Source organism: Streptomyces brasiliensis (assembly GCF_014647875.1).
Lineage (GTDB): Bacteria > Actinomycetota > Actinomycetes > Streptomycetales > Streptomycetaceae > Streptomyces > Streptomyces brasiliensis.
Window position 1 is genome coordinate 60,588 of record NZ_BMQA01000018.1, and the last position, 12,611, is coordinate 73,198.

General features: G+C 72.6%; 10 protein-coding genes and 1 pseudogene. 6 read left to right on the forward strand and 5 right to left on the reverse strand.

The window, feature by feature from the left end; all coding sequences use genetic code 11:
- The first annotated feature begins 219 nt into the window (after nucleotides 1-219).
- Nucleotides 220-1,620 carry an AlkA N-terminal domain-containing protein gene (locus tag IEZ19_RS25480; protein WP_189313702.1) on the forward strand — a complete coding sequence of 467 codons (1,401 nt, stop codon included), beginning with the start codon at nucleotides 220-222 and terminating at the stop codon, nucleotides 1,618-1,620.
- A pseudogene (locus tag IEZ19_RS25485) lies at nucleotides 1,617-2,105 on the forward strand (methylated-DNA--[protein]-cysteine S-methyltransferase); the annotation flags it as partial. The gene IEZ19_RS25480 and the pseudogene IEZ19_RS25485, both read left to right, overlap by 4 nt.
- 57 nt (nucleotides 2,106-2,162) lie before the next feature.
- Here IEZ19_RS25485 and IEZ19_RS25490 read toward each other — a convergent pair.
- A complete protein-coding gene (locus tag IEZ19_RS25490; RefSeq protein WP_229840750.1) occupies nucleotides 2,163-2,711 on the reverse strand; it encodes a DUF1062 domain-containing protein in 549 nt (182 codons plus the stop codon).
- Between the two features lie 369 nt (nucleotides 2,712-3,080).
- Entirely contained in the window at nucleotides 3,081-3,452 is a 372-nt protein-coding gene (locus IEZ19_RS25495) for a PPOX class F420-dependent oxidoreductase (RefSeq protein WP_189313612.1), read from the reverse strand.
- A gap of 217 nt (nucleotides 3,453-3,669) precedes the next feature.
- On the opposite strand from IEZ19_RS25495, the gene IEZ19_RS25500 reads away from it, so the two are divergent.
- Entirely contained in the window at nucleotides 3,670-5,148 is a 1,479-nt protein-coding gene (locus IEZ19_RS25500) for an SGNH/GDSL hydrolase family protein (protein WP_229840752.1), read from the forward strand.
- Here IEZ19_RS25500 and IEZ19_RS25505 read toward each other — a convergent pair.
- On the reverse strand, nucleotides 5,135-5,620 hold the full coding sequence (locus tag IEZ19_RS25505; RefSeq protein WP_189313613.1) for a DUF456 domain-containing protein: 486 nt from the start codon (nucleotides 5,618-5,620) through the stop codon (nucleotides 5,135-5,137). The genes IEZ19_RS25500 and IEZ19_RS25505 overlap by 14 nt on opposite strands.
- Nucleotides 5,621-5,667: 47 nt before the next feature.
- On the reverse strand, nucleotides 5,668-6,657 hold the full coding sequence (locus tag IEZ19_RS25510) for a helix-turn-helix transcriptional regulator (RefSeq protein ID WP_189313614.1): 990 nt from the start codon (nucleotides 6,655-6,657) through the stop codon (nucleotides 5,668-5,670).
- A 478-nt stretch (nucleotides 6,658-7,135) separates the two neighbouring features.
- Here IEZ19_RS25510 and IEZ19_RS25515 point away from each other — a divergent pair, with 478 nt between their 5' ends.
- The 3 genes from IEZ19_RS25515 to IEZ19_RS25525 all read left to right on the forward strand — a co-directional run bounded on the left by IEZ19_RS25515 (nucleotide 7,136) and on the right by IEZ19_RS25525 (nucleotide 11,409).
- A complete protein-coding gene (locus IEZ19_RS25515; RefSeq protein WP_189313615.1) occupies nucleotides 7,136-8,794 on the forward strand; it encodes a protein phosphatase 2C domain-containing protein in 1,659 nt (552 codons plus the stop codon).
- Nucleotides 8,795-8,878: 84 nt separating this feature from the next.
- The gene (locus tag IEZ19_RS25520; protein ID WP_189313616.1) at nucleotides 8,879-10,621 is read left to right on the forward strand and encodes a pyruvate dehydrogenase; all 1,743 of its coding nucleotides are present in this window, start codon (nucleotides 8,879-8,881) and stop codon (nucleotides 10,619-10,621) included.
- Between the two features lie 335 nt (nucleotides 10,622-10,956).
- Nucleotides 10,957-11,409 carry an ATP-binding protein gene (locus IEZ19_RS25525; RefSeq protein ID WP_373297045.1) on the forward strand — a complete coding sequence of 151 codons (453 nt, stop codon included), beginning with the start codon at nucleotides 10,957-10,959 and terminating at the stop codon, nucleotides 11,407-11,409.
- Between the two features lie 98 nt (nucleotides 11,410-11,507).
- On the opposite strand, the gene IEZ19_RS25530 is transcribed toward IEZ19_RS25525, so the two are convergent.
- Entirely contained in the window at nucleotides 11,508-12,551 is a 1,044-nt protein-coding gene (locus IEZ19_RS25530; RefSeq protein WP_189313618.1) for a DUF2637 domain-containing protein, read from the reverse strand.
- Nucleotides 12,552-12,611 lie beyond the last annotated feature (60 nt).

Here is a 12,611-nt window from a genome sequence, read left to right on the forward strand (position 1 = left end):
GCGCGGGCGCCCGCCCGCGCGCCTGGCGGTCTGCCTGTGCGGCGGTGCCGGCCTGACTGTGCAGCGGTGCCGGGCGCCGGCCGGCACCGCCGCGCCGATGCGCCCCGTGCCGTTCCGCCGATTCGGCGCGCCGCCGCCCGCGGTCCGTCCCGTGGCGCCGGCTTCATGTCCGATTTCCGCCAGCCCGGTGTCCGCCCCTCCCGCACACTGGATCGTGTGATGGACGAAGACAGCAGGTACGAGGCCGTGCGGAGTCGGGATGCCCGGTTCGACGGCGCGTTCTTCTTCGCCGTCGAGACGACCGGGATCTACTGCCGGCCCAGTTGTCCGGCGGTGACGCCCAAGCGGCGGAACGTGCGGTTCTTCGCGACCGCGGCAGCCGCGCAAGGCTCCGGATTCCGGGCGTGCCGCCGGTGTCGCCCGGACGCCGTGCCCGGTTCCGCCGACTGGGACGTCAGAGCCGACGTCGTGGGGCGGGCCATGCGGATGATCGGCGACGGGGTCGTGGACCGGGAGGGCGTCGCCGGGCTCGCCACGCGGCTCGGCTACAGCGCCCGGCAGGTCCAGCGGCAGCTCACCGCGGAACTCGGCGCCGGGCCGGTCGCGCTGGCCCGGGCGCAGCGGGCGCACACGGCCCGGGTGCTGCTGCAGACGACCGATCTGCCGATCACGGAGATCGCGTTCGCCGCCGGCTTCGCCAGTGTGCGGCAGTTCAACGACACGGTCCGCGCCGTGTACGCCGCCACCCCGAGTGAGGTGCGCACCGCCGCGCCCCGGGGCCGGGACGCGCGCCGGGCCACCCCGGGCACGGGGATTCCGCTGCGGCTCGCGTACCGGGGGCCGTACCGGTCCGGCGAGGTCTTCGACCTCCTGGAGCGCGAGGCCGTCGGAGGGGTCGAGGAGATGAGCGGAGAGCCCGGCCGCCGTACTTACCGGCGCACCCTGCGCCTGCCGTACGGCACCGGGATCGTCGCCGTCGACGAGCGGACCGGCGCCCCGAAGGCGGGGCCCGCCGCACACCCCGGCGGCTGGCTCGACGCACGGCTGCGGCTGAGCGACCCACGGGACCTGACGACGGCCGTGCAGCGGTTGCGGCGGCTGTTCGACCTCGACGCCGACCCGTACGCGGTCGACGAGCGCCTCGGCGCCGACGAGCGGCTCGCCCCGCTGGTCGCCGCCCGGCCCGGCCTGCGCTCGCCCGGCGCCGCCGACGCCGCCGAACCGGCGGTCCGGGCCCTGGTCGGACGGGCTGAGGCCGAGCGGCTGGTGCGGCAGTACGGCAAGACGCTCGACGCCGCCAGCGGGAGCCTCACCCACCTCTTCCCCGAGCCGGCCGTCCTCGCCGGGGCCGAGCCGGGCGGCACCCTGGGCGCGCTGGCCGCCGCGCTCGCCGACGGCACCGTACGTCTCGACCCGGGCGCCGACCGGGACGACGCGGCGGCGGCCCTGCTCGCCCTGCCCGGGATGGACCCTGCCGTCGTCGCCGTCATCCGCGTCCGCTCCCTGGGCGACCCCGACGTGGCCCCGCCCGGCCGGGACGACGTATCGGACGCGTGGCGGCCCTGGCGGTCATACGCCCTGCAACACCTGGACGCAGCACGGGAATCGGAGCCGGCATGAGCCTCGACACGACGTACTGGACGAGCGTGGAAGGCCCCCTCGGCCTCCTCCTCCTCACCGCCGGCCCCGGCGGCGCGCTGACCTCGCTGTCCGTGCCGGGCCAGAAGGGCGGGCGTACCGTACAGGACGACTGGCGGCGCGACCCCGGGCCGTTCCGTGCTGCCGAGGAACAGCTGGCCGCCTACTTCGCCGGTGAACTCAACGCGTTCCGGCTCGAGTTGAGCACCCACGGCACCGAGTTCCGGGAACGGGTCTGGGCCGCGCTCGACTCGGTCCCGTACGGCGCGACCACGACGTACGGCGAGATCGCCGCGCGCATCGGCGCCTCCCGGGCCGCGGTCCGCGCCGTCGGCGGCGCGATCGGCGCCAACCCGCTGCTCATCGTGCGCCCCTGCCACCGGGTGATCGGCGCGGACGGCTCCCTGACGGGCTACGCCGGCGGCCTCTACCGGAAGGTGTGGCTGCTGAGGCGGGAAGGCTCGCTCGACGGCCAGGGCCTGTCCGGCGGATCTTGCCGGACAGGCCCTGGTCCCGAGGAGGGCTCAGCGCTTGAGCGTGAAGGTGAAGCCGCCGGAGAGTCTGCCGCTCAGCCGGACTGCCGAAACGAGCTTCCCCTCCGTGATCAGTCTCTCGACCTCGGCCCGTGAAAGATCGCAACCTTCAGAGATCAGTCGCACCGGCCGGACGGGAATCGGCGCCGTGAAGCGGACCGAGACGTCGATCACCTCGCGGTCCAGGTGATCCGATCCGCCGGTGTCGAGGCGCCAGGCGTTGTCCCAGTCGAGGGCGATTCGATTACGGCGCCGCACGACCGGATCCTGGAGCAGCTCAGCTGTCAGGCCAGGGTCGTTGTCATGCAGCCGGTCCAGCAGTTCAGGTCGTACGGAGCGCACATTCATCCGCTCCAGGACCGTGAGCTTTTCGGTTTCCCCGCAAGCGGTACAGAGCACGAGGAGCCAGGCGTCGATGAGCTTGTGGTTCGCGTTGACGCGGAATTTACCGCTCGCCCGGAAGCGCTCGGACGCGCACGCGTGGCAACGGCGGAGAACGAGCGGCAGGCAAGTGGGCATGACCACCAAGTTGTCGAGCACAGAAGTACACCGGTTTCAGTGAGAAGTCCGCAGCAGAAAGGAGCGCGGCGCAGATGCGCGACGCGCGACGAATCAGCGCTCGGGAGGTCTCACAGGGTGTACAACGGCACGTCCTTTGCCAGACGACTTGGTTCGGCAGCACGGTAATGGCGCAGAGCGGGGCTGTCCCACTGGTTTTCGACCACGGTGACGGTGCCGTGTCAGACGTAGGCCCGCCTGCCGTACCGCGTGGGCCAACGCCCGTCCCGCCGGCCCGTCTTGGGCAAATGCGGCTTCAGCCGGGGCTGCTCGTCATTCGTCGGATCTCCCTGTCCCACGACGGGCGCAACGACCCCGGCACGAACCAGTCACATGATCCGCCGGACAGGGTCAGTCGTCCTCCAGGCCCCAGCTGAGGACCCGTCGCGGGTGGATGCGGATGAGCTCCTCGCTGAACTGCGGGCCCAGCTCATGGGGACCGACGAGGAGTTCGGCCTCGCCGCGGATGTCGACGCCCCGCACCTTCCACGGCCTGACGCTGGCGATGTCGTCGACGACGAGGGCGACCTTCGGGTTCTTCTCCAGGTTGCGCCACTTCTTCGTGGCACCCATGGAGTAGCCGCCGATCAGGATCGTCCCGTCGTCCTGCGGGAAGAAACCCACGGGGTTCGCCTGGGGCTGCCCGTGAGCGTCCACGGTGGCCATCCGGCCCAGCCGCTGCGAGCGCAGGTAAGCGCGTTCGGCCTCGCTGAATTCGGTCATGCAACCAGCCAAGCACGCGCACCCGCCCGGCACATCGGGACGTGGTCCTACGACCGCCGGCCTAGGGCGTACCGCCGTCACTCCGTGTCGGCGTGGGCCTTCCGTGCCGTCTCGTCGTCCACCGACAGCAGCTGGCCGTGTGGCGTGCCGGGGCCGGCGTGCCGGGACCGGCCGCCCCGGACGGCAGTACCTCGGCCGAGGTGGCGGTGGCGAGCCGTTGGGCCGTGCGGGGGCGTCGGTGGTGCGGCTCGGCGGGTTCGGGGTGGTGGTGTGTCAGCGTCTGCTCCTGCGGGGGAGCGGAAAGGCGGGCGTGCGCATGGTCAAGGCCGGAAGAGCGGTCTCGGTGGCGCTCCTGGTGTTGGGGGGTTCGGCGTTGGTGGCCGCACCGGCCGTAACCGCCGAACGCGCCCCGCACGCTGAACCCGCCGCGCCGACCGGTTCCGCCCGGCGTGCCGTGCCCGCCGCCGCGCTTCTCGTTTCCTCCCGGTGTGCCGATTCCGCCCTGGTCCTCCGGTCCGTCCCGGGCGTCGAGGCCTCCTCGGCCGATGTGTCCCGCTGGACCGGTACCTGGGAAACAGCCCCCTCGGGTACCGCCCCCGCGCTCCCCGGTGCCGCCATTCGCAACGTCGTTCATGTCAGTGTCGGTGGGTATGCCGTGCGGATCCGGGTCAGTAACCGGTTCGGCAGCGTGCCCCTGGCCCTCGATGCGGTCACCGTCGCGCTGCGTCGTGCCGACGGGCCCGACGCCGTACCCGGTTCCATGCGCGTCGCCGCCTTCCACGGTGCCCCGAGCGTCACCGTGCCGGTCGGCCAGGACCTCGTCAGCGACCCGGTCCCACTCACCGTACCGGCCGGCGCCGATCTCCTCGTCACCGTCCACACGCCCGCCGACTCCGGTCCCGCCACCTGTCACCGCGACGCCCTGCAGACCAGCTACGTCGCCGCGTACGGCGCCGGACGGGCCGCCGACGAGGACGGTGCCGCCTTCACGGTGACCACGAGCCGCTGGTACTACGTCACCGGCGTCGACGTACGCGGCCGCACCACCGGCACCGTCGTCGCGTTCGGTGACTCCCTCACGGACGGCGCCGGCTCCACCCCGGGCACCAACCACCGCTGGCCCGACCGGCTCGCCGTACGCCTGCGCGCCCGGTACCTCGGTGTCCTCAACGCCGGGATCTCCGGCAACCGACTGCTGCGCGACGGCGTGGGACCCAGTGCGCTCGCCCGCCTCGATGCCGACGCGCTGTCCCGGGCCGCGGTGCGCGCGCTGATCGTCCTCGAAGGCATCAACGACATCAAGGGGACCCCGGCGGCCAGTGACGTCCGCGCCTATGAGACCGCCTACCGCACCCTCGTGGCCCGCGCGCACGCCCAGGGGATCCGTGTCGTCGGGGCGACTCTCACGCCGTACGGCGGCCACGGCTCCTTCACCGCCGCCGGCGAGGCCGTACGGCAGCGTGTCAACGACTTCATCCGCACCGGTGGCACCTTCGACGCGGTCGCCGACTTCGACGCCGCCGTGCGCGACCCGGCACGACCGCAGTGGATCCGGCCCGCCTACGACCCCGGCGACCATCTTCACTTCAACGACGCGGGCATGCGGGCGCTGGCCGACGCCGTCGATCTCCCTGCCCTGCTGGCCGAGGCCGCAGACGCAACCGACGCCCCCGGCCGAGCCGTCACCCCTGGATGACCGCCACCAGCCACGCCCCCAGGATCAGCAGGCAGGTGAAGAACTCCGTCAGCACACTGGAGCCGCCCGAGCGCATCGCCGTCCGCAGCGCGGCCATCGCGTCGCCGTGACTGCCGAGGCGCAGCCGTTCGTGGAGGTAGATCCCGGCGATGAAGCCGGGGATCGCGCCCACCACGGGGATCAGGAAGAAGCCGAGGAACGCGCCCGCCCCCGCCCACGCCTCCGTCCGGGGCGTCGTACCGCTCGCGCGCAGCCCCCGCCGGGGCGGCAGCGCCCAGCGCACCACCTGCCCCAGGAACAGCACCACGGTGGCCCCCACCAGCACGATCCAGGCCGCCGGCCGCGGATCCTGCAGCGCCCACCACAGCACCCCGGCCCACACCAGCCACGACCCCGGCACCCCGGGGACCAGCACCCCGCACAGGCCGAGCACGATGACCAGGCCGACCAGCAGGAGTTCCCACACTCCCATCTGCCCAGAGTGCCGGAGCCCGCGTCGGCGCGCAGGCCAAGTACGGGTCATTCCTGGGCGTCCCGGGACACCCAGCCCCGCTCGTAGGCGTGCCAGCCCAGCTGGAGCCGGGTCGTCACCCCGGTCAGGTCCATGAGCCGCTTCACCCTGCGCTGTACGGTCCGCAGGCCCAGGTCGAGCTGTTTGGCGACGCTCGCGTCCGTCAGCCCGGCGAGCAGCAGGGACAGCACCTCCAGATCGGTGTCGTCGGGGCCGTCCGGCTGCTGCTCGGTGACCCCGGACGCGCCGAGCCTGAGCGGCAGCGCGTCCCGCCACACCGACTCGAACAGCCCGCACAGCAGCTCCAGCAGACCGCTCGCGTGCACGACGAGCGCGGCCGGTTCCGCGCTGCGCGAGGTGAGCGGCACCATAGCCAGCGACCGGTCGGCCACCACCAGCTTGGTCCGCACCTGGTCCACCACCCGCACCTGCTCGTCCCGGCGCAGCGCCTCCGCCAGCTGCACGATCCCGTCCGGCAGGTCGAGGACCGACCGCTCGAGCACCACGCGATAGCGCACCCCGCGGCCGACCGCCTGCTCCTCGGCGACGTTCTCCACACCGGAGACGACCATCGGGTTGTCGGTGACCAGCGCGCACACCTCCTCGGTGGCTGCCAGCTGCATCTGCAGGAAGCGCTGCGCGACCGCCGCCGCGCCGGTCACCACCTCGACCAGGTCGTGCACGGCGGGCTCGGCGGCCGACGCCCGGTACTCCTCCGCCAGCAGCGCTGCCGCCAGTTCGGCCTTCTCCAGCTCGTGCCGCTGCTGGGTGAGCAGCGCGCCGAGGGCCACGCCGGGGGGAGCCGCGACCCAGCGGCCCGGGCGGGCCGAGGACTGGGCCGCGAGACCGTGCCGCTCCAGACTGCGCAGCGCCCGCTCCGTGTCGTGCTCGGCCAGCGCCAGCCGCCGTGCCAGATCGGGCACGTCGGCGGCGCCCACGGACACCAGCGCCCGGTACGCCGACTCGTGCGTCTCGTCCAGACCGATCGCTGCCAGCATCAGCCCCTCGCCCCTCCTGGAAACCACACCCCCGGGTACGGCCCTGGCGGAAACCGGCCACGGCGCAAACCCGCCTCGGCACATCATCGCCGTACCACAGGTCACTCTGCCAAGGTGTCGTCACCGCGGTATCGATCACCACCTTTCGCGGCCCCCTGCCGGGCCGCGGACAGACAGGGCACGCTCTGGCCGAGCGGCCGGACGCGTCCGGCCGCTCGGCCGCGGAGACGGTGACGCGGCCCCATGAGCGCGTGAACGCGCGAAGGGGACATGGGTCCGGGTCCCTTCAAGTCGCCGGGCGGTTCTCCCGTGGGGGGTGGAGCCGCCCGGCGACCTGTTTCTGGGGCGCGCTCGTCTGCTTACCTGACTCGTACGGCAGTTCGCCGCGTCCCTCGACACGCCAAGCGAGACGGCCGGGTGCGCCGCATTTTCGGGATGCCCCGTTTTCATACGGGCCGTGCGGTGGACAATTAGGGGCATGAGCCAGCAGGGGGGTAGGCCCACCCGTCGCGAGGACGACTGGTGGGGCGAGCTGTACGACGACTCCACCGAGGACACCGGGCCGACGTCCGCGGCGGATTCCCTGGACGACAGGTTCGCCTCGGCTGCGAACACGGTGACCGAGGGACCGGCAGCGGTGGAGGACGCCGAGCCGGCCGGTGAGTGGGGCGACGCGGAGACGGTGCCGCGCGGTGACCCGGCTCCCGGGACGGCGGTGCCGACGCAGCGTGCCGCGCCCGCTCCGGACGACGGTCTCCCAAAGCAGCGGTCCTCCTGGGAACCACCACTGGCGAAACCGGCGACGCCGGAGGCCCCGGCGACCCTCCCGTCCGTCCCCGCGTCACGGATGCCGCCGGACCTGTTCCGACCGCCCGCCACCGAGCGGGACAGCGCGCCACCCGCGCGGAACGCCGTATCCCAGGAGCTGGCGTCGCCTCCTGCCCGGCAGGGACCCACGCCGTTTGCCGCCCCGCAGGAGCCCACGCCGCCTCCTGTCCGGCAGGAACCGGCACCGTCCGTCGCCCGGTCCGAGCGGGACACCGCCCTGGACCTCGGCACGGCGGAGCCGCCGTCTCCGGCCGCCGCGGAGGGCGACCGGATCACCCCCGCGTCGCCCCCGCCCCCCGCGGACCGCACCCCGATCACCCCCGCGCCCCCTCCCACCGTCACCGTCGACCACGTCGGCTCCGGGCCGCCGACCTACGACGCCGAGCCCACCGCCCTGCCGCTCGCCGACCCCGACGAGCTGGACGATCTCGTCGCGGACACCGTGCTGGACGGGGCGCGGTACGGGGCCTGCACGTTGCGGGCCGTGTCGGTGCGGGGGGACTCCGCCCGGTTCCGCGGGGAGCCGCGGCGGGACTCGTTGCTCACCGCCCGGTTCGGTACGGGGGAGCAGGCGTTGATCCTCGTCGCCGTTGCCACCGGCGTCCGGGCCACGCCGGGTGCGCACCGGGCCGCGGCCGAAGTGTGCCAGTGGATCGGGCGGGCCGTGGGCCGCAGCCATCTCAGACTCGTCGAGGACATAAGGGGCGCCCGGCGCGGGGACCTGAAGTCGGGGCTGCACCGGCTCACCGACCGCAGCCTCGGCAAGCTCCGCGCCAGCGCGAGCGAGCAGGGCGTCGACCCGGATGAGTACGCGGCGACCCTGCGCTGTCTGCTGCTCCCGGCCGACCCGGAGTGCCGTACCCGGGTGTTCTTCGGTGTTGGAGAGGGCGGACTGTTCCGGCTGCGGGACGGCGAGTGGCAGGACATCCAACCGCACGCCACCGCCGCCGACGCCACCGGCGAGCCCGTCGTCGGCTTCGGCTCGCTGCCGCCCGAGACCCGGGACGGCGACCGGCTCACCATGGACCTGGGCATCCCGACGCCGCCGAGCCCGTACGAGCCGGCCCCGCAGCCGCGCCGCGAGCCCTTCCGCTTCCGTGCCTCCGTCGCCCGCCCGGGTGACGCGCTGCTGATGTGCAGCGGCGGCCTGGCCGAACCGCTGCGCGGCGAACCCGCGCTCTGCGCCTACCTGGCCCGGCGCTGGTCCGGCGGCACCCCGCCAGGCCTGGCCGCGTTCCTGGCGGACACACAGGTCAGGGTGAAGGGGTACGCGGACGACCGTACGGTCGCGGCCGTTTGGGAGGCGTAACACCCGCCCCTGTGGATTCATGGAACTCGACCACCCCGAAACCTCGGACGGATCCGCCGCAGACCGAAGGGGCATGCGAGAGCCATGGCCAAACAGAACGTCGCCGAACAGTTCGTCGACATCCTCGCCCGCGCCGGTGTGCGCCGTCTCTACGGCGTCGTCGGCGACAGCCTCAACCCGGTCGTCGACGCCGTCCGCCGCAATTCCGCCATCGACTGGATCCACGTACGCCACGAGGAGACCGCCGCGTTCGCGGCCGGCGCCGAGGCCCAGATCACCGGGAAGCTGGCCGCCTGTGCCGGCTCCTGCGGCCCCGGCAACCTGCACCTCATCAACGGCCTCTACGACGCCCACCGCTCGATGGCGCCGGTCCTCGCCCTCGCCTCGCACATCCCTTCCAGCGAGATCGGCCTCGGCTACTTCCAGGAGACCCACCCCGACCAGCTGTTCAAGGAGTGCAGCCACTACAGCGAGCTGATCTCCAACCCGAAGCAGATGCCCAGGCTGCTGCAGACCGCCATCCAGCACGCGGTCGGCCAGAGCGGCGTGAGCGTGGTGTCCCTGCCCGGTGACGTCGCCTCCGAGCCCGCCCCGGACAAGGCCGCCGAGACCGCCATCGTCACCTCACGGCCCTCCGTGCGCCCCGGCGACGCCGAGATCGACCGGCTCGTCGAGATGATCGACCGGGCCGAGAAGGTGACCCTCTTCTGCGGCAGCGGCACGGCGGGCGCGCACGCCGAGGTCATGGAGTTCGCCGGGAAGATCAAGTCGCCGGTCGGGCACGCGCTGCGCGGCAAGGAATGGATCCAGTACGACAACCCGTACGACGTCGGCATGAGCGGTCTGCTCGGCTACGGCGCCGCCTACGAGGCCACCCACGAGTGCGACCTGCTGATCCTGCTCGGCACCGACTTCCCGTACAACGCCTTCCTGCCCGACGACGTGCAGATCGCGCAGGTGGACGTGCGGCCCGAGGTGCTCGGCCGGCGCTCCCGGCTCGACCTGGCCGTGTGGGGCGACGTCCGCGAGACCCTGCGCTGTCTCACTCCGCGCGTGCGGACCAAGGAGAACCGGCGCTTCCTCGACAAGATGCTGAAGAAGCACGCGGACGCGCTGGAGGGCGTGGTCAAGGCCTATACCCGCAAGGTCGAGAAGCACGTGCCGATCCACCCCGAGTACGTGGCCGCCGTACTCGACGAGATCGCCGACGAGGACGCGGTGTTCACGGTCGACACGGGCATGTGCAACGTCTGGGCCGCCCGCTACATCTCGCCCAACGGCCGCCGTCGCGTGATCGGTTCGTTCTCGCACGGCTCGATGGCCAACGCGCTGCCGATGGCGATCGGCGCCCAGTTCACCGACCGTGGTCGGCAGGTCGTGTCGATGTCCGGCGACGGCGGATTCTCCATGCTGATGGGCGACTTCCTGACCCTGGTGCAGTACGACCTGCCGGTGAAGATCGTCCTCTTCAACAACTCCTCATTGAGCATGGTCGAGTTGGAGATGCTGGTCGCGGGCCTGCCCTCGTACGGCACCACGAACGTCAACCCCGACTTCGCCGCCGTGGCCCGCGCCTGCGGTGCCTTCGGGATCCGGGTCGACAAGCCCAAGCAGCTCGCCGGCGCGCTGAAGGACGCCTTCAAGCACAAGGGGCCCGCCCTGGTCGACGTCGTGACCGACCCCAACGCACTGTCCATCCCGCCGAAGATCAGTGCCGAGATGGTGACCGGCTTCGCGCTGTCCGCCTCGAAGATGGTGCTGGACGGCGGCGTGGGCCGCATGGTGCAGATGGCCCGTTCTAACCTGCGGAACGTGCCCCGGCCCTGAGCCGTGTGACGTGTGCCGGGAAGCGCTCGATTTCGGCCAGTTTCCCGGCGTCGGCGGGGCCGCCCGGGCAGGAAACCGGCCGCCCCGTCTCTCCGGGACGGGGCGGCCTGCCGACGAAGGGCGGCCCCGCCGAAGGAATCGCCGGTACGGCCGGACTCGAGCGCCGGGTCAGCCGCCCTGCAACCGTGGCCGAACGGTCGGCCGCCCACGATTCCACATGACTGCGCCCGTGCTCACGGGGCATGGATCCCCGTGAACGTGTTCGATCAGGAGGGGTACCGGTACACGGCGTGCGGGCGGGGGTCATGAAGAGGCATGCGCGAAGGGGCGGTCCCGTGGCGATCGGGGCGTCCTCGGTGAAGACGGTGGAGGAAGAGACCGACGACATCACGAACCGGGTCCGCGCGCCGCAACTGCGGCGCAGACTGGGCCGGGAGGACCTGCGAGAGGTCCCCGAAGCGCGCAGGGCGCTGCGTGAACTCCTGCGGCACTGGGGAAAACCCGGCCGCTCCGAGATAGCCGAACTGCTCACCAGCGAGCTGGTCACCAACGCACTCGTCCACACCGACCGGGACGCAGTCCTGACCGCGGTCGTCGGACCGCGCCGACTGCGTGTGGAGGTACGGGACTTCGTGGCCCGCAGGCCGCGGCTGTGCGCGCCGGGCGCCGAGGAGGGCACCCACGGCCGGGGACTGGTCCTGGTGCAGTCCCTGGCGGACGCCTGGGGTGTCCGGACGCACGGCGTGGGCAAGTCGGTCTGGTTCGAACTCGGCCCGGAAGCCGTCTGACGCGCGGCGGGCCGCCGTACACCGGACGGCAGCCGACGAAACGGGACGGGCGCGTGACCCAGATGGTCACGCGCCCGTCCCGTGGTGCTTCGCCGATGTCAGCCGAACTGCTGCTCGAGGTCCTTGAGCTTGCGCTCCAGGGAGTCGAGCCGCGGCAGGGCCATCGTGTCGTCCTCCGCGGTCAGGTCCACGGTGATCGGGTCAGCCGCTTTGCGGACGGGCTGCAGAGAAGGCCTCGTACGGACGGGCAGTTGCTCCGGCGCCGCTATGGCAGGCTCCGCGGAGACCTGGGCGGGTCCGGCCTCCAGGGCCTGCGGCTCCGCCTGCCGTCCGCCGGGCCGGGGGATGAACCCGCGGTGACCCCGGCTGATCGCCTTGAGCTGCGCCCGCTCCACCCGCTGCTGCTCGCGCCGCCGCAGCCGGGCCTCCTCCTTGCGCTGCTTGTCCTCGCGCACCTCCTCGACCGCCTCGTCCAGGCTGCGCACGCCCTCCAGGAGCATCAGCGACCAGGCCTTGTAGGTCTCGCGCGGGGCCCGCAGCCAGCGGACGATACGGATCTGCGGCAGCGGGCGCGGCACCAGACCCTGCTCGCGCAGTGCGGCCCGGCGGGTCTGCTTCAGCGCGCGGTCGAAGAGCACGGCCGCCGACAGTGACATGCCGGAGAAGAACTGGGGCGCGCCCTCGTGGCCGAAGCCCCTGGGCGCGTGCACCCAGTTGAACCAGGCCGCGGCGCCCGCGAACGTCCACACGAGTATCCGGGAGCCGAGCGCCGCGTCACCGTGGCTGGCCTCGCGCACCGCGAGCACCGAGCAGAACATCGCCGCACCGTCGAGGCCGAACGGCACCAGATACTCCCAGCCGCCGCTGAGGCCGAGGTTCTGTTCGCCGAAGCCGACCAGTCCGTGGAAGGAGAGGGCGGCGGCCACCGCCGCACAGCAGAACAGCAGCACGTAGGAGGCGGTGCCGTAGAGGGCCTCCTTGCGCCTGCGGCGCTCCTCGCTGCGCTCCCATGAGTCGTCCGCGCTCGCGTTCTCCCCGGAGGTGCGCTTGCCGCGCGCGAGCACCGCCACCGCCGCCAGCATGCCCAGGAGCAGTACGGCGCCCGGAAGCAGCCAGTTCAGCGATATGTCGGTCATTCTCATCTGGGTCCCTTGCATGGGGATAGGGCGTGATGCCCGCCATAGTGGCCCAATTCCGCGAGT

Coding starts and splice junctions, on each gene's coding strand:
- IEZ19_RS25495 (WP_189313612.1), bottom strand. CDS start 3,452: ATGACCGAATTCAGCGAGGCCGAACGCGCTTACCTGCGCTCGCAGCGG.
- IEZ19_RS25520 (WP_189313616.1), top strand. CDS start 8,879: ATGGCCAAACAGAACGTCGCCGAACAGTTCGTCGACATCCTCGCCCGC.
- IEZ19_RS25480 (WP_189313702.1), top strand. CDS start 220: ATGGACGAAGACAGCAGGTACGAGGCCGTGCGGAGTCGGGATGCCCGG.
- IEZ19_RS25505 (WP_189313613.1), bottom strand. CDS start 5,620: ATGGGAGTGTGGGAACTCCTGCTGGTCGGCCTGGTCATCGTGCTCGGC.
- IEZ19_RS25510 (WP_189313614.1), bottom strand. CDS start 6,657: ATGCTGGCAGCGATCGGTCTGGACGAGACGCACGAGTCGGCGTACCGG.
- IEZ19_RS25530 (WP_189313618.1), bottom strand. CDS start 12,551: ATGAGAATGACCGACATATCGCTGAACTGGCTGCTTCCGGGCGCCGTA.
- IEZ19_RS25515 (WP_189313615.1), top strand. CDS start 7,136: ATGAGCCAGCAGGGGGGTAGGCCCACCCGTCGCGAGGACGACTGGTGG.